Here is a 23,435-nt window from a genome sequence, read left to right as displayed (position 1 = left end):
ACAGAGGCCTACGCAATCCGTGTGGGAGCCGGCTTGCCGGCGATTGGGCCGGTAAAACCAAACACTATGTATCAGCCAACATTGAGCTGGCTTTTCAGCAGATCGCGAAAGGTCTGAATCAACGGCTCACGACTCCGCCCCCGGCGAATGATCAACGAAAATGGCGCCTGATAGCCGAAAGTAGACGGAGAAAGCACCCGCAGATCCCCTTTGTCGACCCAGGCTTGAGCGTAATGTTCGGGCAGGTAGCCAATATAGGCACCCGACAGGATCAGGATCAGCTGCGCCTCCATGCTCTCCACTGTCGCCGCACTGTGCTTGAAGCCATGCCTGGCCAGTTCCGCCTGGCTCCAGTAGCCGCGCCCGACCATGCGCTGCTGGGTCACCACCGGCTCCGGAATGCGCCGCTCGACGAACAACGGGTGACGGCTGCTGCAGTACAGCCAGTGCTGCTCACGGTACAGCGGCTGGTAGACCAGACCACTCATGCGTGAGGAGAACGCGCCGATGGCCAGGTCCAGGCGGTTGTCCTGCACACCGAGCTGCAGCTCATAGGGGCTGGACACCGACAGGTGCAAGTGCACGGCGGGATGCTCCTGGCTGTAGGCGCCAATGGCCTCGGCCAACGGCAGCGCCCGGTCGCCGACCGTCGAGTCGATCACGCCAAGGTTGAGCGTGCCGCGCAACTCGCCCTTGAGCGCTGCGGCGTACTGCTCGAAGCCATCGAGCTCGGCCAGCAGTCGCAAGGTCTCCTGATGGAACAACTCGCCCTTGCTGGTCAGGCTGAAACCGCCGCGCCCGCGATGGCACAGGACAATGCCCAGCGCGCCTTCGAGCTGACTCATGTAGGTGCTGATGGCCGACGTCGACAGGTTGAGCTCGCGCTGTGCATTGGCGAAGCCCTGGTGGCGCACCACGCTGATGAAGATGCGCAGCAGTTTCAGGTCGGGCAAGGTCGAGGCCATGGTGCAACGGTTCCGCAGGATTGATAGCGCGCAGTCTAACCGCTTGGCCAGGCTTTAGTTTAGAAATTCATGAAGTAAGTATTTGCCTGTAGCGATTTGTCGCAGGCACTACCTTCAGCAGACTTGGCCGAAATGTCCCTGCCCGCCGGCAAAACCCCACTCAAGGCGCGCGGCGGCACAGGTTCGAACAAACAAAACAATCGACCGACTGATGAGGCCCACCGTGGACAAAGTTCTCCACCAACCACTGGGCGGCAACGAAATGCCGCGTTTCGGCGGCATCGCCACCATGCTCCGTCTCCCCCACCTGCAAAGTGCCCAAGGCCTGGACGCCGCGTTCATCGGCGTGCCCCTGGACATTGGCACCTCGCTGCGCTCTGGCACCCGTTTCGGCCCACGGCAGATCCGTGCCGAATCGGTGATGATCCGCCCTTACAACATGGCCACCGGTGCCGCGCCCTTCGACTCGCTGTCGGTCGCCGACATCGGTGACGTGGCGATCAACACCTTCAACCTGCTTGACGCCGTGCGCATCATCGAAGAAGCCTACGACGAGATCGTCGAGCACAACGTCATCCCCATGACCCTGGGTGGCGACCACACCATTACCCTGCCGATCCTGCGCGCCCTGCACAAGAAACACGGCAAGATCGGCCTGGTGCACATCGACGCCCACGCCGACGTCAACGACCACATGTTCGGCGAGAAGATCGCCCACGGCACCACCTTCCGCCGCGCCGTGGAAGAAGGCCTGCTCGATTGCGACCGCGTGGTGCAGATCGGCCTGCGTGCACAGGGCTACACCGCCGACGACTTCAACTGGAGCCGTCGCCAGGGCTTCCGCGTTGTCCAGGCCGAAGAGTGCTGGCACAAGTCGCTGGAACCCCTGATGGCCGAAGTGCGTGAAAAGGTCGGTGGCGGCCCGGTGTACCTGTCGTTCGACATCGACGGTATCGACCCGGCCTGGGCCCCTGGCACCGGCACTCCGGAAATCGGCGGCTTGACCACCATCCAGGCGATGGAGATCATTCGCGGCTGCCACGGCCTGGACCTGATCGGCTGTGACCTGGTCGAAGTCTCCCCGCCTTACGACACCACCGGCAACACCTCGCTGCTCGGTGCCAACCTGTTGTTCGAAATGCTCTGCGTGCTGCCAGGCGTGGTGCGCCGCTGACCCCTGTGGGAGCCGGCTTGCCGGCGATACAGCCAACGCGCTGCGGCAGAAGAAACACCCTGGCAGGAGCCATCTGGGAGGGCCACTGAGGCCCGCCAATACAAGACTAGGCCGCCGGGCGCCGTGAACACGCCTGCGCGGTCGATCTCGCCATAATAAAGATAATCGGGAGACCCCCAATGGCCTTGGACATCATCGTTGTAATGATCTATACCGCCGGCATGCTCGGGCTCGGTTGGTATGGCATGCGCCGCGCAAAAACCCACGAGGACTACCTGGTGGCTGGGCGCAATCTGGGCCCGACCCTGTACATGGGTACCATGGCCACCACCGTGCTCGGCGGCGCCTCCACCGTCGGCACCGTACGCCTGGGCTACGTCCACGGCATCTCCGGCTTCTGGCTCTGCGCGGCCCTGGGCCTGGGCATCATCGCCCTCAACCTGTTCCTCGCAAAACCCCTGCTGCGCCTGAAGATCTTCACCGTGACCCAGGTGCTGGAGCGTCGCTACAACCCTATGGCGCGCCAGGCCAGTGCAGCAATCATGCTGGCCTACGCGCTGATGATCGGAGTCACCTCGACCCTGGCCATGGCAACCGTACTGCAAGTGCTGCTGGACCTGCCTTTCTGGATGTCGTTGCTGCTCGGCGGCGGCGTGGTGGTGGTGTACTCGACCATCGGCGGCATGTGGTCGCTGACCCTCACCGACATCGTCCAGTTCGTGATCAAGACCGTGGGCCTGATGTTCATCCTGCTGCCGGTGTGCCTGTACAACGCCGGAGGCTGGGACACCCTGGTCGCCAAGCTGCCAGCGGCCAGCTTCAGCTGGACCACCATCGGCTGGGACACCATCATCACCTACTTCCTGATCTACTTCTTCGGCATCCTGATCGGCCAGGACATCTGGCAGCGGGTGTTTACCGCCCGTGACGAGAAAGTCTGCCAGCGCGCCGGCACCACCGCCGGTGTGTACTGCGTGCTGTACGGCCTGGCCTGCGCCCTGATCGGCATGGCTGCCCACGTGCTGATGCCGGATCTGGCCAACCCGAACAACGCCTTCGCCGAGATGATCAAGAGCCAGTTGCCTGACGGCATCCGCGGCCTGCTGATGGCCGCTGCCCTGGCGGCGATGATGTCGACCGCCAGTGCCGGCCTGCTGGCCGCCTCGACCACCATCACCGAAGACCTGCTGCCGAAGCTGCGCGGTGGCAAGCAGTCGAGCCTGGGCGTCAGCCGCCTGTTCACCCTGCTCACCGGTCTGGTGGTGCTGGGTATCGCCCTGGCGGTGAACGATGTGATCAGCGCCCTGACCCTGGCCTACAACCTGCTGGTTGGCGGCATGCTGATCCCGCTGATCGGTGCGATCTTCTGGAAGCGCGCGACCACCGCAGGGGCCATCGCCAGCATGTCGCTGGGCTTTGCCACCGCGCTGCTGTTCATGTTCAAGGATGGGCTGGATGCCAATACGCCGATCTACTACAGCCTGGCGGTCGGACTGGTGAGCTTTGTCATGGTGAGCCTGCTGTCGCGCAAGCCACTGGCTGAGCTGAAACTGGCCTGATCACAGCCCCCCTCGCCGGCAAGCCGGCTCCCACAGGTACAGCACCCAGCTCAAGGGCGGTGCGATCCCTGTGGGAGCCGGCTTGCCGGCGAGAGGCCGGTACAAGCGACCCATAATCCAAAAGCAACAAAAAGGCCGCGGCATCAACACTGATGCGGCGGCCTTTTGCTTTTCAGCGGCGACGCGGCTGGCGCCGGCGCTGCTCTTCATCAGTCGGGATCGGCACCGGCTGCAGGGGTGGTGGAATCAGCCCCAGCGCGACAGCCAAGTCATGGAGCCAGTTGAACATTTGGTTTTTCATAGTGCCCCCTTGACGGGTCAGCCTCACGGTCAATCAATCCTGCGATGTTTCATACAGATCATAGCCCGATGTCCTGTATTACGCATGCCCTAGTTCCTACAGATATGGCCGAGTTTGACCCGGATCAAGCGGAAACGGTGCATTCCGACGACTGGTTAATCGTTTCGCTTTGTTGCAAATCGACCCACGCCTGCAAATTCGCCCCGCGCATACCCTGGCGCCACATCAACCAGGTTTGCGCCTGATCGAACGGCGCTTGCAGGCGGTGCGCCCGCACCCGGTCACGCCCCGGGAGGCTGTCGAGCATCGACTGCGCCATCAGGGCCACGCCCGCACCGGCGATGACGCAGGCCAGCATGCTCTGGTACGACTCGATTTCCATCACCCTGCCCATGGGCGTGTGCGCATGGGCATACCAGGCCTCCAGGCGCATCCGGTAGGAACAGCCCTGGCGAAACGTGAACACTGCGTTGCCGGCTACATCCCGGGCACTGTGGACCGCTGGGTGTTCAGGGCTGGTGATCAGCACCAGTACCTCGTCACACAACCGCACACCATCGAGCCCGGCCAGGCTCGGCGGGCCATCCACCAAGGCCGCATCCAGGCGATGGCCGAGCAGGCCTTCGAGCAGTTCGCCGCTGGGCGCCGCCTGCACTTGCAGGTTCACCGCCGGGTAGGCCTGATGATAGCGGGCCAGCAGCGCCGGCAGGTGGATGGCCGCCGTGCTGTACATGGTGCCCAACACGAAGTCGCCGGCCGGCTGGCCACCCTGCACGGCCGCCATCGCTTCATCACGCAGCACCGCCAGGCGGTTGGCGTAATCCAGCAGCACCTTGCCCGCAGGCGACAACTGAAGGCGCTGGCGTTCGCGCACGAACAATTCGACACCCAGTTGCTCCTCCAGCTGACGCAGGCGCGTCGACAGGTTCGAAGGTACCCGGTGCAAGCGTTCGGCCGCTCGGGTCACCGAACCCTCTTCGGCGACGGCCTGAAAGATGCGCAGTTGGCTGAATTCCATATTGTTCTCAAAAACAGAATAACTTGATCATCATTATTCAATTTTATTGAAAGTCAATCCGCCCTAACCTGCCATCCATCGCTTACCGTTTCCCGCAGGAGTGCCCCATGTCGCCGCTCGTACAACTGCTCGCCAGCGCCGTGGCCCTGATGATGGCCATGGGCATAGGCCGCTTTGCCCTCACCCCACAACTGCCGCAACTGATCGCCGAAGGCCAGTTCGACTTGACCGCCGCCGGTCTGGTGGCGGCAGCCAACTACCTGGGTTACTTCCTTGGCGCGGCGGACGCCATGTTCGCCCGCAGGCCGAACCAGGTCAGGCTGCGCCTGCACGGCGGGCTGTGGCTGTGCGTGCTGCTGACCCTGGCCTCATGGCTGGCCGACGGCTTCTGGAGCCACCTGCTGCTGCGCTTTGGCACCGGTGTGGCCAGCGCCTGGGTGCTGGTGATGATCACCAGCCTCAGCCAGCAGATAGCCAATGCCAACAATCGTCAGCGCCTGGGTGCCCTGGTGTTCGCAGGGCCCGGCCTGGGCATCGCCCTCACGGGTCTGCTGGCGCTGGCAGCGCACCTGATGGGGCTGAGTTCAGCGGCGTTGTGGCTTGTGTATGCGCTGGCCGCGCTGGTCATGCTGCTGGCCGTGCGTCCGTGGTTGCCGCGCGCGCTGGAGCCCGCCGTAGTTTCGAGCAGCGTGCAAGCGGGCTCCACGCGCAGCGTTGGTATCGGCCGCCTCGGCCTGGTGTATGCCTTGTATGGCGTTGGCTACATTCTGCCGGCCACGTTCCTGTCGCAGATGGCCAACCAGCAGTTCCAGGGCCAGTGGATGGCCGACCTGTTCTGGCCGGCCTTCGGTGTTGCGGCTGCATTGGGCGTGGTACTGGTCAGTGCGCGCCGTGCAGGTCGCACCTCAGCCTGGCTCACCGCCACGCTGTGGTTGCAAGGCCTGGGCGTGCTGGCCTGTCTGATGGGGGGTGGCATTGGCCTGGCCCTGGGTGTGTTGCTCTGCGGGACACCGTTCCTGGCCTGCATGCAGTTGGTGATGCAGCGCTCGCGGGAGCTGGCGCCCCATGCGACGCAACGCAATGCCGGGCTGCTGACCGCTTGCTTTGCCCTGGGGCAGTTGAGCGGGCCGCTGTTGGCCGCCTTGAGCAACCATTACAGCGGGAGCCTGCAGCCGGCGCTGGTGCTGGCAGCTGCAGGTCTGGGGCTGGCGGGGGTGTTGGTGATTACGGGGACGCGCAGTGCTCGGGGCTGCCCTATCGCCGGCAAGCCGGCTCCCACAGGGGGACTGTGCAAGTCCTGAGTTCCCTGCTGTACCTGTGGGAGCCGGCTTGCCGGCGATAGGGCCGGTACAGACAACCCTTATCCTACAAACCTGCGCAACTGCTGCTTCACCCAGGGCTCCGCACTCACCAGAACCACCCCCAGCAACACCATCACCGCCCCGAGCACAAAGTTCACGCTCAAGGGCTCATCCAGCAGCAACACCCCAAAGGTCACGCCGAACAACGGCGTAATGAACGAAAACACCGCCAGGTTCGAGGCCAGGTACTTGCGCAGCAACCAGAACCAGGTCAGGTAGCTGACGAACGAAACCACGATGCCCTGGAACAGCACACTGCCAATCGCCAAGGGCGTCCACGACACCTGGTCGATCTGCCCGCTGAGCAGGGCAATCAGCAGCAACCCGACAAAACCCACCGCCAACTGGTAGAACAGGGTCAGGGTCGCCGGTGCCTCGGACAATCGCGAGCCGCGCACCACCACCGTCGTCGCGCCCCAGGCCAGGCCGGCCAGTACACCAAAGGCATCGCCAAGCAGCATGCGCCCATCCATGTCCTCGAACGACATGCCACCGGCAAACGCGGTGGCAATCCCGCCAAACGCCAGCAAGATGCCCAGCCATTGCAGCAAGCGCAGGCGTTCGCTGGGCAACATGAAGTGCAGCCCGAGTGCCGTGAACACCGGTGCGGTGTAGAGGAACACCGACATGTGCGCGGCCGATGTCAGCTTCAGCCCCTCGGCAATGAACAGAAATTCAATACCGAACAGCCCGCCGGCCAGCAGGCCGCCACGCCACGTCGTGCTCACCTGCCCCCAGCCACCGCGCCAGCAGATCATCCCACCTACCAGCACCGCTGCCAGGCAGTTGCGCAGGGCCGCCTGCATCACGGGTGCGATATCGACGGCAGCTGTCTTGATCAATACCTGTTGGCAGCCCCAGATCAGGCACAGCCCCAGCATGACCTGAAATGCAAAGGCATCGGGGTTCTTGCGGGCCGCGCTCATGGGCGGCCCTCCAGGGTGGTCGATGGCATGGCAAAGGCTCGGCAGTTTTCAAGAAGGACCGATTATCGGTTTTCCTGGACCACCCTTGCCAGCCTCAAAACGACCTCAAGCGATTTGTGCCTTGGCGGACACCCGATCGAACGTGGCTTCGTCCAGGGCATCTTCCTGCTCGTCCAGCACCTGGCGCGGGTGCTCGAACCCGGGGATGCTGCTGTCGAGCAGGCTAAGCAAGCGCGAACCGCGCTCGGTGAGCACGAAATTCTCGCCCGTGCCGCCATCTTCCGGCGTCCGACTGTCGATGAAGCCGCGCTCGAACAGCAGCTTTTCGTATTCGCAGGCGCGGGTTTTCAGATGGTCGATGTCACCCACCGGCTGCCCCTTGGCGGCCAGCGCCGCTGCGTGCTGCTCGGCATAGGGGCGCGGCGTGAAGTTGTGACCGGCGCCGTTCTGCACTTCGTGCAGCAAGCGCTCGATCAGGTCCCAGTCGTAGGTGATGCTCATGGCGATGGCCTCTTGCTGTGGACGAAGGGGTACACAGCTTGGGACCAGACGGTGATCGAGAGCGTTCAGAAAGAAATCAGCGGTCTCGTTGTTGGGCTTGCATGTACTGGCGCAGCAGTTGGTTGATCCGAGTCTGATAGCCCGCCCCTTGCGCCTTGAACCAGGCAAGCACATCGGCATCCAGGCGAATCGTAACTGTCTGCTTGGCAGGTACTCGCAGCTCAGCTTGGCGGAAGAAATCATCATCCAGCTCTGGAACATCCGATGTGTCGATATCCTTGTCGTCTTGCTGAGCCAGGCGAGCCCAGTCAGTTTTCGATGTATTGGTCATAGTGTTTGGCCTCCCATCTGGTGGCTTTGCGCGCGGAAATGATACGTATGACTTCACCACGCTTTTCTGCGTAAACAACCACGCCTATCAGCGACTTCAACCAACCAAGGCTGACCCAGCCCTCCTCACCATATTCCAGACCGTCATCCCGGCGAATCAACATGGGATGATTGAACATGTCCGGGACATCGCTGAAATCGATTCCATGCTTGCGGATATTGATCTGATTCTTGGCGTCGTCCCACTCAAAGAATATGGAACGCTCCGTATTTACACTTGTACATACGATATCTCCTGTTTGAGAGCGAGGCTAGTGCAGTGCTGCCGGGTCATCAATATCGCCAATAGGCAATTAGCAGCATTCAGAAAAGGACTACCAAAGCACAGGAATCAGGCCCAGCCACATCGCCAGCGGTCGCAAGCATTGAACTTGCCGGACCTCACGCCTCTCCACCGGGCATACCCAACTGCCGGAGGTAGTAAGGATGAAACCGCTGCTGCGCATCGCCTGTGCCACTGCCCTCTTCTGCGCCCTGCCCGCCTGGGCCTGCACGCCGGAAGAGGCCACCCAGAAACGTGAGGAGCTGGCCGGGCTGGTGAGCCAGTTGACCGAGCAGAACCCGCAGAAAGCCAAGGAGATCAATGATGAGCTCCAGGGGATGGAGCTGGGGACGGCGAGCAAGGACTTGCCCGACAAGTGTCAGCTGATCGACAAACGGATCAAGGAACTGAAGACAGCGGAGAAAAAGGCTGATTGATTAATTGCTGTGGTGAGCCTATCGCCGGCAAGCCGGCTCCCACAGGTACAGCACAGGGCTGAAGAGCTGTGCTGTACCTGTGGGAGCCGGCTTGCCGGCGATAGGGCCTAAAGCTGATTACTCAGCCGCAGGCTTGCGCTTCTTCAGCGGTGCCAGGCCGTCGGAGCTGGCCAGCGGTGCATTGGCCTTCGGCTTGGCGGTAGGCTTGCGCTTGGCGGCGGCCTTCTTGTCGCCGCCCTTCTTCTCGACCTTTTTCTTCTTGGTACCGACAGCCTTGCCCGACGCCTTGACCTTCTTCGGCCCGTTGTAGGTGCCTTTGACTTCCTTGATCACCCGGCGCTCGAACTGCTGCTTGAGGTAGCGTTCGATGCTGGACATCAGGTTCCAGTCGTTGTGGGTGATCAGCGAGATCGCCAGGCCTTCACCGCCGGCACGGCCGGTACGGCCGATACGGTGTACGTACTCGTCGCCACTGCGCGGCATGTCGAAGTTGATGACCAGGTCCAGGCCGTCGATGTCCAGGCCACGGGCCGCCACATCGGTGGCCACCAGTACCTTGGAGCTGCCTTGCTTGAAGCGCTCGATGGCCAGCTTGCGGTCTTTCTGGTCCTTCTCGCCGTGCAGGACGAAGGCCTTCACATCCTTGGCGACCAAGTGGCCGTAGATGCGGTCAGCCAGGGCACGGGTGTTGGTGAAGATGATCGCCTTGTCGAAGGTTTCGTTGGCCAGCAGCCACTGAACGATCGCTTCTTTATGCTGGTCGTGGTCGGCGGTGATGATCTGCTGGCGAGTGCCTTCGGCGAGCTGCGAGACGCTGTTGAGCATCAGGTGCTCAGGGTCTTTCAGCACCTTGCCGATGATGTCGCGCAGCGCCGCACCACCGGTGGTGGCGGAGAACAGCAGGGTCTGCTCGCGGTTCTCGCACTCCTTGCACAGGCGCTCCATGTCTTCGGCGAAGCCCATGTCGAGCATGCGATCGGCTTCGTCGAGGATCATCACCTGCACGTGGGACAGGTCGAGGTTGCCAGCGTTGAGATGCTCGAGCAGGCGGCCCGGGGTGCCGATCAGAACATCCGGCACCTTGCGCAGCATGGCGGCCTGCTCCTTGAAGTCTTCACCGCCGGTGACCAGGCCCGCCTTGATGTAGGTGAACTGCGAGAACAGCTGCACTTGCTTGAGGGTCTGCTGGGCCAGTTCGCGGGTCGGCAGCAGGATCAGCGAGCGGATCTCGACGCGCCCGCCTTTCAGGTCGACCAGGCGGTTGAGCAGCGGCAGGACGAACGCCGCGGTCTTGCCGCTGCCGGTCTGGGCCGTCACACGCAGGTCACGCCCTTGCAGGGCCAAGGGGATGGCCGCGGCCTGCACCGGGGTTGGCTCGACAAATTTAAGCTCGGCCACGGCTTTAAGCAGGCGTTCATGCAGGGCGAATTGGGAGAACACGGAGGTAACCTCAGGCAAGTGCGGGGAAATTCAGTTGCATAGGGTAACGTTTTCTGCCGCAAGAGCCGAATTTCTTTTGGCAACTTTGTCGCCATCCGCGCTCTAATGCCTCCTCGTTTCGCAAGAAAAGACCGTTTCAAGCTTATGGATATGCAAAAAATCTGGCGTGACAGCCTCGACCTGTGGGGCACCCTCGACCAACACCCCATGCTCCACGCCGCTATCGGCCTGGCCGTGCTGCTGCTGATTTCCCTGGTGATCGGCCGCCTGGCGCGCTTCCTGATCCTCCACGGCACCCGCCTGCTGGCTCGTCAGCCGGCGCTCAAATGGCTCGACGACCTGCGCCACAACAAGGTTTTCCACCGCCTGGCGCAGACCACACCCTCACTGGTCATCCAGTTCGGCCTGAAACTGGTGCCGGAGCTGTCCGATACCGCCGAGCACTTCCTTGGCAATGTCGCCCTGGCCTTCACCCTGTTGTTCATGACCCTGGCGCTGTCGTGCCTGCTCGATGGCCTGCTGGACATCTACGCCCGCACCGAGCATGCCCGCACCCGCTCGATCAAGGGCTATGTGCAGTTGGCCAAGATGATGCTGTGGATCTTCGCCTCGATCGTCATCGTCGCCACCTTGATCGACCGCTCGCCGCTGTTGCTGCTGTCGGGCCTGGGTGCGATGTCGGCGGTGCTGCTGTTGGTGTACAAGGACACCCTGCTGTCGTTCGTCGCCAGCGTACAGCTGACCAGCAACGACATGCTGCATGTGGGCGACTGGATCGAAATGCCCCAGGTCGGTGCCGATGGCGATGTGGTGGACATCACCTTGCACACGGTGAAGGTGCAGAACTTCGACAAGACCATCGTCTCCATCCCTACCTGGCGCCTGATGAGCGAGTCGTTCCGCAACTATCGCGGCATGCAGCAATCGGGCGGGCGGCGGATCAAGCGCAGCCTGTTCATCGACGCGGCGGGCGTGCGCTTTCTGACCCAGGAAGAGGAACAGCGCCTGGGCCAGGTACGCCTCCTGGGCGACTACCTGGCCACCAAGCGCCAGGAGCTGCAGGCCTGGAACGAGGCCCTGGGGCCGGTGCCGGAGCTGGCGGCCAACCGCCGCAAGCTGACCAACATCGGCACCTTCCGCGCCTTTGCCCTGGCCTATCTGAAGAATCACCCCAATGTGCACCCGAACATGACCTGCATGGTCCGGCAGATGCAGACCACTGCCGAAGGCGTGCCGCTGGAGATCTACTGCTTCACCACCACCACGGTGTGGGCGGAGTACGAGCGGATTCAGGGGGATATCTTCGATTACCTGCTGGCAGTGTTGCCGGAGTTTGGCTTGAGCTTGTATCAGCAGCCGAGTGGCAATGACATGCGGGTGGGGTTGGCGGGGCGGGTGCCGCGTCGACTTGAGGAGTTGAGCGAGGCTTGAGAATGCCGGGGCCGCTTTGCGGCCCAATCGCTGGCAAGCCAGCTCCCACAGGTACTCCACAAGTTTCAAATACTGTGGCGTACCTGTGGGAGCTGGCTTGCCAGCGATAGGGCCCTCAACTACCCCGCATAACCCAACAGGTACAACAACCCCGTCAAAGTCACCAACGAAGCCACGGTCGACAACAGAATCGTCCGCGAGATCAGCCCCGCCTCCCGGTTGTAATATTCCGCCAGCATGAACGGCCCGGTCCCGGTCGGCAGCGCCGCCAGCAACACCGCCGACGCCGCCCACATGGTCGGCAGGCTGAACACCTTGAACGCCAGCACCCAGGTCAACGCCGGCTGCCCCACCAGCTTCATGGCCACCAACGGCCAAGGGCTGGCCTGCGCGCCCGTACGCTTCTCTGCCAGAAATGCCCCCAGCGACACCAGCGCGCAAGGCGTGGTGGCCAGCGCCAGCATGTCGAGAAAATGCATCACCGGCTCCGCCAGCCCCAGCCCGGACACCGCCCAGGCTGCCCCCACCAGCGGCGAGATCACCAGCGGGTTCTTCGCCAGCGCCTTGCCCACCACGACAACCGCGCGCCCAATCTGCCGCTCTTCCTGCAGGCCGATCTCGATCAACGTCAGCGAAATCGCAAACACCAGGCAGACCACGAGCAACGACGAGATCAGCGCGGGCTGCAGGCCCGGCTGGCCAAACAGCAGCAGGCACAGCGGAATGCCGATGTACCCGGTGTTGGCATACCCCGCACTGAGCCCATCGATGCTCGCTGCCACCAGGCCATGGCCGCCGTGGAGGCGCCAGGCCAGGGTAACCACGAACATCGCCAGCGCCCCCGTGCCGAACGCCACGATGAAACCGGGGTGCCAGATCTCGGTCCAGGTCGCGGTGGCCGTCACCTTGAACAACAACGCCGGCAGGCACAGCCAGACCACCATCTTGTTGATCTCGGCGGCGGCCTTGTCGCCGAGCTTGTTGGCCCGGCGGCACAGGTAGCCGACCAGGATCAGGGCAAAGATCGGTGCGACGATGACGAAGATGGTATGCATGTCAGGCCTTGCGCGTCAGTGGCGCCTCGGCACGGTTGCCCAGGCGGCTCAGCCAGACCGACGCCAGAATGATCGCGCCACCGATGAACAGCCGCCCCAATGGCTCGTGCTGATTCCAGATCAGCAGGTTGAGCAGCAAGCCCACCGGCACATGCAGGTTGTTCATCACCGCCAGCGTGCCACCGGAAACCAGGCAGGCGCCCTTGTTCCACCAGTACAAACCCAGCGCCGTCGGGCACAGGCCGAGGAACAACAGCACCAGCCACTGCACGTCGGTGCTCGGCAGGTGCTGGGTGTTGCCGAACAGCAAGAAGGCCGGCAGCACGACGATCAACGCACCCAGGTAGAAGTAGCCGAAGCGTTTGTAGTGCGGCAGGTCGCTGGGGTGGCGGGCGACCAGGTGGCGGTACAGCACCTGGCCAGCGGCATAGGTGAAGTTGGCCAGTTGCAGCAGCAGGAAGCCGATGAAGAAATCGCCGCTGATGCTATCGAAGCGGATCACGGCGGCGCCTGCCACCGCGACCAGGGCGGCGAGCAGCGCCCAGGGGTTGAAGCGCCGGTTGAGGGCATCCTCGATCAACGTCACATGCAACGGCGTGAGGATGGTGAACAACAGCACTTCCGGCACCGTCAACACGCGGAAGCTCAGGTACAGGCAGACATAGGTGATGCCGTACTGCAACGCACCGATCAACAGCATCGAACGCATGAAGCGCGGCTCGACCTGGCGCCAGCGGGTCAGCGGCAGGAACACCAGGCCGGCCAGCAGCACGCGGGCGAGGACGGCGAAATAGCTGTCGACGTGCCCGGCGAGGTACTCGCCGATCAGGCTGAAGGAAAACGCCTGGATCAGCGCGACGATAATCAGGTAGCCCATGGTTGCCTCTCGTGGATCAAGGCGGCGACCTTAGCGGGTTGCGGGGGCTGTGTTCAACCATGAGGAATGTGGGGGCTGTTCTGGCCCTATCGCCGGCAAGCCGGCTCCCACAGAGACACCACAGCATTCAAGGCTTGCGCTGTACCTGTGGGAGTCGGCTTGCCGGCGATAGGGCCGGAACAGGCATAAAAAAGCCCGGCCATGCAGGCCGGGCAGGTACACCCAAAGGAGCAAACAAGGTGTCAGGGTTGGGAATTCGTTGAAGCTCAGGCCACCGCGGCCAGCTTGGCCTTGGCCTGGTTGATGCCTTTCTCGTGGAAGTCACCGCTCATGTTCAGGCCTTCGGCATGAATGAAGTTCACATCATGGATGCCGATGAACGCCATCACCTGGCGCAGGTAGGGTTCCTGGTGGTCGCTGGTGGCACCGGCGTGAATGCCGCCACGGGCCGTCAGAACGATCGCGCGCTTGCCAGTGAGCAGGCCTTGCGGACCGGTCGGCGTGTACTTGAAGGTGATGCCGGCGCGCAAGACGTGGTCGAGCCAGGCCTTGAGCGTGCTGGGGATGGTGAAGTTGTACATCGGTGCGGCCATCACCAGCACATCGGCGGCCAGCAGTTCATCGGTCAGCTCGTTTGAACGGGCCAAGGCATCCAGCTCGGCAGCGCTGCGCTGCTCTTCAGGCTTCATCCAGCCGCCCAGCAAGTTGGCATCCAGGTGCGGCACAGGCGTCACGGCCAGGTCGCGCACATTGATCTCGTCGGCCGGGTGCGCCGCCTGCCACTGCTGGATGAAGTCGCGGGTCAGTTGACGGGATACGGAATCCTGCTGGCGGGCGCTGCTTTCGATGATCAGTACACGGGACATGGCTGCCTCCATCGGCAAAAAGGGTTGCGATTCGATGGAGGTGAGATTAAGGCTTGACCTATCGATAAAAAAGCGTAAAAAGCGGGTTAAACATATCGAGTAATCCGTTTTATTCGGCTTTGCAGTTCAGCGCGATGCGCAGCTTGATGATCTGCCGGTTGAACTTGGCCGTCACGTCTACGCTCTTGCCGGCCGGTACATTGACCCGCCGCACCCGTGGCGCCTCCGGGCCATTACGGAACATCACCTTGCAGGCCGCCGGCACTTTCCCATAGTTGTTCAGGGTAATGGCACCGATATCGTAGGCGGTATCGTAGGCGGTGTAGTCCAGCTTGACCCCGGTCAGTTCCTTCTCCACGTCGATGGGGTAAGCCATGGCCCCAAGGGGTAGGCACATCAGTATTGCCGCACAACATTTCTTCATGGGGCGCTCTCCTTGAAAGAGCGCAGCTTAGGACAACAGGAGCCAAAGATGAAAGCGCCGCGCGTAACCCTGGATCAGTGGCGAACCCTGCAGGCAGTGGTCGATCACGGTGGGTTTGCCCAGGCTGCCGATGCGCTGCACCGGTCGCAGTCGTCGGTCAGCTATACGGTGGCGCGCATGCAGGAGCAACTGGGCGTTCCCCTGCTGCGCATCGACGGGCGCAAGGCCGTGCTCACCGACGCCGGCAACGTGCTGCTGCGCCGCTCACGGCACCTGGTCAAGCAGGCCAGTCAGCTCGAAGACCTGGCCCACCACATGGAGCAAGGCTGGGAAGCCGAGGTGCGCGTGGTGGTCGATGCCGCCTACCCCAGTGCCCGCCTGGTACGCGCCCTGGCCGCGTTCATGCCGCAGAGCCGCGGCTGCCGGGTGCGCTTGCGTGAGGAAGTGCTGTCCGGCGTCGAGGAAGTGATGCACGAAGGCATTGCCGACCTGGCCATCAGCAGCTACAGCATCGGTGGCTACCTGGGCGCCGAACTGAGCGCGGTGGAATTCGTCGCCGTCGCCCACCCTGAACACAGCCTGCACCGCCTGGGCCGCGAACTGACCTTCCAGGACCTGGAGAGCCAACTGCAGGTGGTGATCCGCGACTCCGGCCGCGCACAGCCGCGCGATGTCGGCTGGCTCGGTGCCGAGCAGCGCTGGACCGTGGGCAGCCTGGGCACCGCCACCACCTTCGTCAGCAGCGGCCTGGGCTTTGCCTGGTTGCCACGGCACATGATCGAACGCGAGTTGGCCGAAGGCGTGCTCAAACCATTGCCGCTGGATCAGGGTGGCAGCCGCCACCCACTGTTCTACCTTTATTCGAGCAAGGAAAAGACCCTGGGCCCAGCCACGCAGATTCTCATCGACCTGCTGCGCAATTTCGACACCGCGCCGCTGGACGTGCCCTTCGCAGCCCCCCCACAAGCCTGAGAGGACCTCGACCTTGGCCTATTTCGAACATGAAGGATGCTCGCTGCATTATCAGGAATACGGCCAGGGCGAACCCTTGGTGCTGCTGCATGGCCTGGGCTCCAGCAGCCAGGACTGGGAACTGCAGGTGCCCGAGCTGAGCCGCCACTACCGGGTGATCCTGATGGATACGCGTGGCCACGGCCGCTCCGACAAACCCCGCGACGGCTACCAGATCGCCACCTTCAGCGCCGACCTGCTGGCCCTGCTCGAACACCTGCAGACTGGCCCGGTGCACCTGGTGGGCCTGTCCATGGGCGGCATGGTCGGTTTCCAGTTCGCCGTCGACCATCCGCAATGGCTGCGCAGCCTGTGCATCGTCAACAGCGCCCCCGAGGTCAAGCGCCGCACCCGCAACGACTGGGTCTGGTGGGCCAAGCGCTGGGGCCTGGCGCGCATCCTGAGCATGGAAACGATCGGCAAGGGCCTGTCCGCGCGCCTGTTTCCCAAGCCCGAACAAACCGATCTGCGGCACAAGATGGCCCAGCGCTGGGCGCGCAACGACAAGCGCGCCTACCTCAAGAGCTTCGACGCCATCGTCGATTGGGGCGTGCTGGAACGCATCGGACAGATCCACTGTCCCACGCTGGTGATCGCCGCCGACCATGACTACACGCCGGTCAATCTGAAACAGCGCTATGTCGCCCTGATGCCCCAGGCAACGCTAGCGGTCATCGACGATTCCCGGCACGCTACGCCCCTCGATCAACCCGAGGTCTTCAACCAGACCGTGCTGCAATTCCTCGCAGCCGCTTCCACCTCTCAAGGATCTTTGAGCCCATGCTGAAAAAACTCCTGCTCACCGCCTGCTCGGTCGCCTTCGCCACCAGCGTCATGGCTTCCGACAAGACCCCGCACGTACTGCTGGACACCAGCTTCGGCCAGGTCGAAATCGAGCTCAATGCCGAGAAGGCGCCGATCAGTACCAAGAACTTCCTCGAATACGTCGACAGCGGTTTCTACAACAACACCATTTTCCACCGTGTGATCCCGGGCTTCATGGTCCAGGGCGGCGGCTTCACCGAGCAGATGGTGCAGAAACCCACCAACGACCCGATCCGCAACGAAGCCAGCAACGGCCTGCAGAACACCCGCGGCACGCTGTCGATGGCGCGCACCTCCGACCCGAATTCGGCCACCAGCCAGTTCTTCATCAACGTGGCCGACAACGACTTCCTCAACCCGGGCCGTGACCGTGGCTACGCGGTGTTCGGCAAGGTCACCAAGGGCATGGAGGTGGTCGACCAGATCGTCAACTCGCCGACCACCGTCAAGAAAGGCATGCGTGATGTACCGGCCGATCCGGTGTTCATCAAGTCTGCCAAACGCATCGACTGAACGCAGGTTTCACAAGGACGTGAAACCGCCTGAGGTCGGGTAGCACAGGAGTCTCGTCACCCATGCTGTACCGCCGCTTCGAGCAATTGATCGATATCTTTCGCGACGCCCCGAGCGAATCGCCACCTACCCAGGTGTGGCCTTTCTACCTGTACTACCTGCGCCAGGTGTGGCCGAGCTTTCTCGCCCTGCTGGTGGTCGGCCTGGGCGCCTCCTTGATCGAAGTGGCGATGTTCAGTTACCTGAGCCGCATCATCGATCTGGCCCAGGGTACCCCCAACGCCAACTTCTTCAGCGAGCACAGCGCTGAGCTGATCTGGATGCTGGTGGTGATCCTGCTGCTGCGGCCGATCTTCTTCGGCCTGCATGACCTCTTGGTGCACCAGACCATCAACCCCGGCATGACCAGCCTGATCCGCTGGCAGAATCACACCTATGTGCTCAAGCAGAGCCTGAACTTCTTCCAGAGCGACTTCGCCGGGCGCATCGCCCAGCGCATCATGCAGACCGGCAACTCGCTGCGCGACTCGGCGGTGCAGGCGGTCGATGCCTTGTGGCATGTGCTGATCTACGCCATCACTTCGCTGGTGCTGTTCGCCGAGGCGGACTGGCGCCTGATGCTGCCCTTGCTGGCGTGGATCGCCGCCTATGTCGCTTCGCTGTTCTACTTCGTGCCCAGGGTCAAGGAGCGCTCGGTGATCTCCTCCGATGCACGCTCCAAGCTGATGGGCCGCATCGTCGACGGCTACACCAACATCGCCACCCTCAAGCTGTTCGCCCACACCGACTACGAGCAGCAATACGCCCGTGAAGCGATCCGCGAGCAGACCGAAAAAACCCAGCTGGCCTCGCGCGTGGTCACCAGCATGGATGTGGTCATCACCACCCTCAATGGCCTGCTGGTGGTTGTCACCACCGGCCTTGCCCTGTGGCTGTGGAGCCAATCGCTGATTACCGTCGGCGCCATTGCCCTGGCCACCGGCCTGGTGATTCGTATCGTCAACATGTCCGGCTGGATCATGTGGGTGGTCAACGGCATCTTCGAGAACATCGGCATGGTCCAGGACGGCCTGCAGACCATTGCCCAGCCGGTCACTGTCACCGACAAACCCCAGGCCCCGCCGTTGAAAGTCAGTCGCGGCGCGGTGCACTTCGATGATGTGGACTTCCATTACGGCAAGGGCGGCAACGTCATCGAAGGGCTGAACCTGAACATCCGCCCGGGCGAAAAGATCGGTCTGATCGGCCCCTCTGGTGCCGGCAAGTCGACCCTTGTCAACCTGCTGCTAAGGCTCTATGACGTACAGGGCGGGCGCATCCTGATCGACGGGCAGAACATCGCCGAGGTCAGCCAGGCCAGCCTGCGCGCGCAGATCGGCATGATCACCCAGGACACCTCGCTGCTGCACCGCTCGATCCGCGACAACCTGCTGTATGGCCGGCCTGACGCCAGCGAGGCGGCGCTGCATGAAGCCGTGCGCCGTGCACGGGCCGACGAGTTCATCCCGCAGCTCTCCGATGCCCAGGGGCGCACAGGCTTCGATGCCCATGTCGGCGAGCGCGGGGTCAAGTTGTCAGGTGGTCAGCGCCAGCGGATCGCCATTGCCCGGGTGCTGCTGAAGAATGCGCCGATCCTGGTCATGGACGAGGCCACTTCGGCCCTGGACTCGGAAGTGGAAGCGGCCATCCAGGAAAGCCTGGAAACCCTGATGCAGGGCAAGACGGTGATTGCCATCGCCCACCGACTGTCGACCATTGCCCGGATGGACCGGCTGGTGGTGCTGGACAAGGGGCATATTGTCGAGAGTGGCAGCCACAGCGAATTGCTGGAGCAGCAGGGGTTGTATGCCCGGTTGTGGCATCACCAGACCGGGGGGTTCGTCGGGGTCGACTAACGCCTGTGAGGGCCCTATCGCCGGCAAGCCGGCTCCCACAGGGAATCCACATTTCTTGAATTCAGTGGGGTACCTGTGGGAGCCGGCTTGCCGGCGATAGGGCCCCAGACGCTTCAATCCCGGCGATAAGGCAACATCCCCCACGCCTCCTCGGCATACCCCCTCACCCCTTCCCGCTCCTGGCGCAGAAAGTCCTCCACCGCCCGCCGCAGCCCCGGGTGCAGCAAGTAATGCCACGACCGCGTCAGCACCGGCTCGAACCCGCGAATCAGCTTGTGCTCCCCCTGCGCCCCAGCATCGAAGCGCTGCAGCCCTTCGGCAATCGCAAAGTCCATACCCTGGTAGAAACAGGTTTCGAAGTGCAGCCGGTCGAACTCGTCCAGGCAGCCCCAATAACGTCCGAACAAACTGTCTCCACCCACCAGACTGAAGGCCATGGCCACATCGCGCCCGCCCTGCCTGGCCATCACCACCCGTATCGCTTCAGGCATGCGCTCGGCCAGCAGGCTGAAGAACTCACGGGTCAGGTATGGCGAACGCCTGCGCACGGCATAGGTGTTGGCATAGCACAGATAGATGAAATCCCATTGGGCCTCATCCAGTTCATCACCACGGTACCAGCGAAAGTCGATGCCGTGCCCGGCCACCTGCTCACGCTCCTTGCGCATCTGTTTGCGCTTGCGTGAGCTCAGGCTGTCGAGAAAATCCTGGAAGTCGCGGTAGCCGCGGTTGCGCCAGTGGAACTGGCAACCCAGGCGCTCCATCCAGCCTGGCAAGCCGGCCATCTGACCATCGAGGCTGGCGTCGGTGAAGTTGATGTGGGCACTGGAAAGTCCGCCCTTGCTCAGGTACTCCGGCAAAGCCTGCAGCAGCAGCAGGCCATCGGCAGGGTCCGTGGCCAGCAAGCGTGGGCCGCTGACCGGGCTGAAGGGCACTGCTCCCAGCAGTTTGGGGTAGTAGGCGATGCCGGCACGCTCGCAAGCATCGGCCCAACCGTGGTCGAACACATACTCGCCATACGAGTGCCACTTGCGATAGGCCGGCAGCAACGCCCGAACCTGCCCGTCACGCTCCAGTACCAGGTGTTCGGCGGCCCAGCCGCCAGCGGGGGCCACACTGCCGCTGTCTTCCATCGCACTGAGAAAGGCATGGCGCAGGAAGGGTTGGCCGTCGGGCACCAAGGCGTCCCAGGTCGCCGTGGGCAGGTCGCGCAGATGGGCAAGGCTGTAGAGGCTGGTCACGGTGTCGACTCTTGGCTGAACGCCCTCAGTATTGCGGAAGGACCCTTTAATACTCAATTACTTAACCGCAGTGCCACTAATTAGACATTATTCTGTCATTCGCCCTCGCAATACTTGCGCCTGTTTTCCGGAACCCCAGAACCTGTCTATTCAGGCCCTTTCCGAAGACATGCCAACCTGGGGGCGGCGCTCGGCCTCCCCAATATTTTTCAGTAGGGAGAACCTTATGCGTCTTGTTTCTACACTTACCGGAGCGAGCCTCACCGGCATGATGCTGGCTCTTAGTACTCCGGCCAGTGCTGCTGTCGACGCCAAGCTGCTCGAAATGCTCCGCGCCAATGGCTCGATCAACCAGGCGCAGTACAACGAACTGCAAGGCGACCTGGCAAAAGAAACCAAGGAAAAGGCCGACCAGAAAGCTCAGTCCGAACGCATGAGCGCCTTCGAACAGAAAGTGGCATGGGCCGCCAAGACCCAGATCAAGGGTGATGTGCGCCTGCGCTACGAAGACGTCAACGTCGACAACCCGAACTCGCGCAGCGGCAACCAGGACCGTGAACGCGTCCGTGCCCGCGTTGGCTTCTACAGCGAAATCAACCCTCAGGTCGACGCCGGTGTGCGCGTGGCCACCGGCAGCAGCGCCGATGCCCGCTCGACCAACCAGAGCCTGGACAACTACTTCGAGAAGAAGACGCTGTGGCTCGACCTGGCCTACCTCGACTGGCACCCCACTGCCCTACCGAACCTGCACCTGATCGGCGGCAAGATGAACCAGCCGTGGGTGAGCATGGGCGACATCATCTGGGACAGCGACATCAACCCCGAGGGTGTGGCCGCTACCTACAAGACCAACATTGGCCCGGCCGAAGTGTTCGGCAGCGCCGGCCACTACAACCTGAAGGACAACGTCGACGGCGACGGTGTGCAGTACAAGCATGACGCTCAGCTGTACCACGGCCAGTTGGGCACCAAGTTCAATGTCGCCGATACCGTCAAGATGACCGTCGGCGGCAGCCTTTATGCCTACGACAACGACGAAGCCTCGGCCGCCCTGCGCTCGCTGGGCAACACCACCGACCAGTTCAACCTGGTGGAAGGCTTCGGCCAGGTGGACTTCACCGGCTTCGCCATTCCGTTGTCGGCCTATGGCCAGTACGTCAAGAACACCCAGAGTACCGATGGCAAGGACATCGGCTGGCTGGCGGGCCTGAAGAGCAAGCTGGGCGCCTGGAGCCTGGACTACAACTACCGCGACGTGCAGCGTAACGCTGTGGTCAGCCTTTTCACCGATTCCGACTTCGGTAACGGCTTCACAGGTTCGCGCGGCCACAAGTTCAAGGTTGGCTACGAGATCGACAAGAACTTCGCCCTTGGCGCGACCTACCTGATGGCCAAGACCGATTACTCCAACTTGCCGAACAGCGATGCTGACGTAGATACGCTGCAGGTCGATCTGGAAGCCAAGTTCTAAGCGACAACGCCTCTGTTTCACTCAAGGCGGGAAATACCGACCCCATCCGGCGTTTCCTGCCTTTTTTTGTCGGGCAGAAATGCGTCGGCCCTATCGCCGGCAAGCCGGCTCCCACAGGGACACCACCGCTCTTGAGTAGGGTGGCGTACCTGTGGGAGCCGGCTTGCCGGCGATGGGGCCGGAACAGACAGCCAGAAAATCAGCGCTTGCGCAGAATCACACTACCAATCGAATACCCCGCGCCAAACGAGCTCAATACGCCCAGCGCCCCCTTGGCCAGATCATCCTGGTACAAGTGGAAGGCAATCACCGACCCCGCCGAACTGGTATTGGCATAACGGTCGAGAATCACCGGTGCGTCTTCCTCGGCCACTTCACGCCCCAGCAGCTTCTTCACGATCAGGTGGTTCATGCTCAGGTTGGCCTGGTGCAACCAGAAGCGCTTGACGTCGGACGGTTGCAGGTCGTTCTCGCCCAGGTGCTTGCCGATCAGTTCGGCGACCATCGGGCAGACTTCCTTGAAGACCTTGCGGCCTTCCTGCACGAACAGTTTGTCGCGCGCGCCAATACCCTCTTCCGCCGTGCGGTTGAGGAAACCGAAGTTGTTGCGGATGTTGTTGGAAAACGCCGTCAGCAACTTGGTGCTGACGATGTCGAACTGGTGCGCCGAGGTAGCCTTGTCAGCCCGTTCGACCAGCACCGCAGTGGCCGCGTCACCGAAGATGAAGTGGCTGTCGCGGTCGCGGAAGTTCAGGTGCCCGGTGCAGATTTCCGGGCTGACCACCAGCAACGCGCGGGCCTGGCCCAACTGCACGCTGTTGGCGGCGGTCTGGATGCCGAAGGTGGCCGACGAGCAGGCCACGTTCATGTCGAAGGCAAAACCCTCGATGCCCAGTGCCTGTTGCACCTCGATGGCGATGGCCGGGTACGGGCGCTGCAGGTTGGAACAGGCGACGATCACCCCGTCGACATCGGCGGCGGTCCGACCGGCCCGCTCCAGCGCCTGGCGGGCTGCGGCCACGCCCATCTCGCACAGGATCGACTGCTGGTCATTGGAGCGCTCCGGCAGGCGGGGCTTCATGCGTTGCGGGTCGAGGATACCGGCCTTGTCCATGACGAAGCGGCTCTTGATGCCCGATGCCTTCTCGATGAAGGCAACATCGGACAGCGGCGCGGCTTCAAGCTCGCCGCGCTCGATGGCCGCAGCGTTGTCGCGGTTGAACTGCTGCGACCAGGCGTTGAAGGACTCCACCAGTTCTTCGTTGGAAATGCTTTGGGCCGGGGTATACAGGCCGGTGCCGCTGATCACGACGTTATGCACGGTGGTTCCTCTGGTCAAAGGCCATCGCCCTGGGCGTTGGCTGGAAAATGGACAGTGGCACTTCAGTACCAATTCCGGGGCGAGGGCGTTGCCCTCTATCGCAGGCAACCCCGCTCCTGCAAAGGAACGCGCTTGCCTGCGAAGCAGCCGCAAATTGCATCAATATTGCCA

The 23,435-nt window shown here is 62.6% G+C and carries 24 protein-coding genes; 10 read left to right on the top strand and 14 right to left on the bottom strand.

Features of this window, described 5'->3' with window-relative positions; all coding sequences use genetic code 11:
• Positions 1–71: 71 nt before the first annotated feature.
• On the bottom strand, positions 72–965 hold the full coding sequence (locus tag ACIPZB_RS16715) for a LysR family transcriptional regulator (protein WP_400641677.1): 894 nt from the start codon (positions 963–965) through the stop codon (positions 72–74).
• A gap of 223 nt (positions 966–1,188) precedes the next feature.
• Between ACIPZB_RS16715 and speB the strand changes: the two genes are divergently transcribed.
• Positions 1,189–2,139, top strand: coding sequence for an agmatinase (gene speB / locus ACIPZB_RS16710; RefSeq protein ID WP_008090804.1), 951 nt, complete (start codon positions 1,189–1,191; stop codon positions 2,137–2,139).
• A 179-nt stretch (positions 2,140–2,318) separates the two neighbouring features.
• Positions 2,319–3,698 carry a sodium:solute symporter gene (locus ACIPZB_RS16705; protein ID WP_400641675.1) on the top strand — a complete coding sequence of 460 codons (1,380 nt, stop codon included), beginning with the start codon at positions 2,319–2,321 and terminating at the stop codon, positions 3,696–3,698.
• A 172-nt stretch (positions 3,699–3,870) separates the two neighbouring features.
• Here ACIPZB_RS16705 and ACIPZB_RS16700 read toward each other — a convergent pair whose 3' ends face one another.
• Together ACIPZB_RS16700 and ACIPZB_RS16695 are read right to left on the bottom strand one after the other, a co-directional pair.
• Positions 3,871–3,999, bottom strand: coding sequence for a PA1414 family protein (locus ACIPZB_RS16700; RefSeq protein WP_008090807.1), 129 nt, complete (start codon positions 3,997–3,999; stop codon positions 3,871–3,873).
• Positions 4,000–4,123: 124 nt separating this feature from the next.
• Positions 4,124–5,017, bottom strand: coding sequence for a LysR substrate-binding domain-containing protein (locus tag ACIPZB_RS16695; RefSeq protein ID WP_400641673.1), 894 nt, complete (start codon positions 5,015–5,017; stop codon positions 4,124–4,126).
• Positions 5,018–5,124: 107 nt separating this feature from the next.
• Between ACIPZB_RS16695 and ACIPZB_RS16690 the strand changes: the two genes are divergently transcribed.
• A complete protein-coding gene (locus ACIPZB_RS16690) occupies positions 5,125–6,318 on the top strand; it encodes an MFS transporter (protein WP_400641671.1) in 1,194 nt (397 codons plus the stop codon).
• 59 nt (positions 6,319–6,377) lie between these two features.
• On the opposite strand, the gene ACIPZB_RS16685 is transcribed toward ACIPZB_RS16690, so the two are convergent.
• The 4 genes from ACIPZB_RS16685 to ACIPZB_RS16670 all read right to left on the bottom strand — a co-directional run bounded on the left by ACIPZB_RS16685 (position 6,378) and on the right by ACIPZB_RS16670 (position 8,392).
• Positions 6,378–7,304, bottom strand: a complete 927-nt coding sequence (locus tag ACIPZB_RS16685) for a DMT family transporter (RefSeq protein ID WP_400641669.1) — start codon at positions 7,302–7,304, stop codon at positions 6,378–6,380.
• Positions 7,305–7,409: 105 nt separating this feature from the next.
• Entirely contained in the window at positions 7,410–7,805 is a 396-nt protein-coding gene (locus tag ACIPZB_RS16680) for a transcriptional regulator (protein ID WP_400641667.1), read from the bottom strand.
• Between the two features lie 76 nt (positions 7,806–7,881).
• Complete coding sequence (locus tag ACIPZB_RS16675; protein WP_400641665.1) at positions 7,882–8,136, bottom strand: BrnA antitoxin family protein; 255 nt, start codon at positions 8,134–8,136, stop codon at positions 7,882–7,884.
• Positions 8,114–8,392 carry a BrnT family toxin gene (locus tag ACIPZB_RS16670; protein ID WP_400641872.1) on the bottom strand — a complete coding sequence of 93 codons (279 nt, stop codon included), beginning with the start codon at positions 8,390–8,392 and terminating at the stop codon, positions 8,114–8,116. Before ACIPZB_RS16670 ends, ACIPZB_RS16675 begins: the two co-directional genes overlap by 23 nt.
• 229 nt (positions 8,393–8,621) lie before the next feature.
• On the opposite strand from ACIPZB_RS16670, the gene ACIPZB_RS16665 reads away from it, so the two are divergent.
• Positions 8,622–8,894 (top strand): hypothetical protein, encoded by a 273-nt coding sequence (locus tag ACIPZB_RS16665; protein WP_400641663.1) that lies wholly within the window; start codon positions 8,622–8,624, stop codon positions 8,892–8,894.
• A 117-nt stretch (positions 8,895–9,011) separates the two neighbouring features.
• On the opposite strand, the gene ACIPZB_RS16660 is transcribed toward ACIPZB_RS16665, so the two are convergent.
• Positions 9,012–10,334, bottom strand: coding sequence for a DEAD/DEAH box helicase (locus tag ACIPZB_RS16660; protein ID WP_400641661.1), 1,323 nt, complete (start codon positions 10,332–10,334; stop codon positions 9,012–9,014).
• A gap of 144 nt (positions 10,335–10,478) precedes the next feature.
• On the opposite strand from ACIPZB_RS16660, the gene ACIPZB_RS16655 reads away from it, so the two are divergent.
• Positions 10,479–11,765 (top strand): mechanosensitive ion channel family protein, encoded by a 1,287-nt coding sequence (locus ACIPZB_RS16655; protein WP_400641659.1) that lies wholly within the window; start codon positions 10,479–10,481, stop codon positions 11,763–11,765.
• 119 nt (positions 11,766–11,884) lie between these two features.
• On the opposite strand, the gene ACIPZB_RS16650 is transcribed toward ACIPZB_RS16655, so the two are convergent.
• The 4 genes from ACIPZB_RS16650 to ACIPZB_RS16635 form a co-directional block, all read right to left on the bottom strand.
• Positions 11,885–12,820, bottom strand: coding sequence for an AEC family transporter (locus ACIPZB_RS16650; protein WP_400641658.1), 936 nt, complete (start codon positions 12,818–12,820; stop codon positions 11,885–11,887).
• Between the two features lies 1 nt (position 12,821).
• Positions 12,822–13,697, bottom strand: a complete 876-nt coding sequence (locus ACIPZB_RS16645) for a carboxylate/amino acid/amine transporter (RefSeq protein WP_008091714.1) — start codon at positions 13,695–13,697, stop codon at positions 12,822–12,824.
• Between the two features lie 266 nt (positions 13,698–13,963).
• Complete coding sequence (locus tag ACIPZB_RS16640) at positions 13,964–14,563, bottom strand: FMN-dependent NADH-azoreductase (protein WP_008098960.1); 600 nt, start codon at positions 14,561–14,563, stop codon at positions 13,964–13,966.
• Positions 14,564–14,672: 109 nt separating this feature from the next.
• The gene (locus tag ACIPZB_RS16635) at positions 14,673–14,987 is read right to left on the bottom strand and encodes a hypothetical protein (RefSeq protein ID WP_008098958.1); all 315 of its coding nucleotides are present in this window, start codon (positions 14,985–14,987) and stop codon (positions 14,673–14,675) included.
• A 48-nt stretch (positions 14,988–15,035) separates the two neighbouring features.
• On the opposite strand from ACIPZB_RS16635, the gene ACIPZB_RS16630 reads away from it, so the two are divergent.
• The 4 genes from ACIPZB_RS16630 (at position 15,036) to ACIPZB_RS16615 (ending at position 19,231) form a co-directional block, all read left to right on the top strand.
• Positions 15,036–15,959 (top strand): LysR family transcriptional regulator, encoded by a 924-nt coding sequence (locus ACIPZB_RS16630; protein WP_008098956.1) that lies wholly within the window; start codon positions 15,036–15,038, stop codon positions 15,957–15,959.
• A gap of 13 nt (positions 15,960–15,972) precedes the next feature.
• Positions 15,973–16,785 carry an alpha/beta fold hydrolase gene (locus ACIPZB_RS16625; RefSeq protein ID WP_400641655.1) on the top strand — a complete coding sequence of 271 codons (813 nt, stop codon included), beginning with the start codon at positions 15,973–15,975 and terminating at the stop codon, positions 16,783–16,785.
• Positions 16,779–17,336, top strand: a complete 558-nt coding sequence (locus tag ACIPZB_RS16620; protein WP_400641653.1) for a peptidylprolyl isomerase — start codon at positions 16,779–16,781, stop codon at positions 17,334–17,336. Before ACIPZB_RS16625 ends, ACIPZB_RS16620 begins: the two co-directional genes overlap by 7 nt.
• A gap of 62 nt (positions 17,337–17,398) precedes the next feature.
• On the top strand, positions 17,399–19,231 hold the full coding sequence (locus tag ACIPZB_RS16615; protein WP_400641651.1) for an ABC transporter ATP-binding protein: 1,833 nt from the start codon (positions 17,399–17,401) through the stop codon (positions 19,229–19,231).
• A 113-nt stretch (positions 19,232–19,344) separates the two neighbouring features.
• Here the strand turns inward: ACIPZB_RS16615 and ACIPZB_RS16610 are convergent, their stop codons facing one another.
• On the bottom strand, positions 19,345–20,472 hold the full coding sequence (locus ACIPZB_RS16610) for a GNAT family N-acetyltransferase (RefSeq protein ID WP_400641649.1): 1,128 nt from the start codon (positions 20,470–20,472) through the stop codon (positions 19,345–19,347).
• A 226-nt stretch (positions 20,473–20,698) separates the two neighbouring features.
• Between ACIPZB_RS16610 and ACIPZB_RS16605 the strand changes: the two genes are divergently transcribed.
• Positions 20,699–21,943, top strand: coding sequence for a putative porin (locus tag ACIPZB_RS16605; RefSeq protein WP_400641647.1), 1,245 nt, complete (start codon positions 20,699–20,701; stop codon positions 21,941–21,943).
• A 199-nt stretch (positions 21,944–22,142) separates the two neighbouring features.
• On the opposite strand, the gene ACIPZB_RS16600 is transcribed toward ACIPZB_RS16605, so the two are convergent.
• Positions 22,143–23,264 carry a beta-ketoacyl-ACP synthase III gene (locus ACIPZB_RS16600; protein WP_400641645.1) on the bottom strand — a complete coding sequence of 374 codons (1,122 nt, stop codon included), beginning with the start codon at positions 23,262–23,264 and terminating at the stop codon, positions 22,143–22,145.
• Positions 23,265–23,435: the final 171 nt, after the last annotated feature.

The organism is Pseudomonas sp. NPDC089396 (assembly GCF_044749545.1).
GTDB lineage: Bacteria > Pseudomonadota > Gammaproteobacteria > Pseudomonadales > Pseudomonadaceae > Aquipseudomonas.
This window is presented reverse-complemented; position numbering and strand designations above follow the sequence as displayed.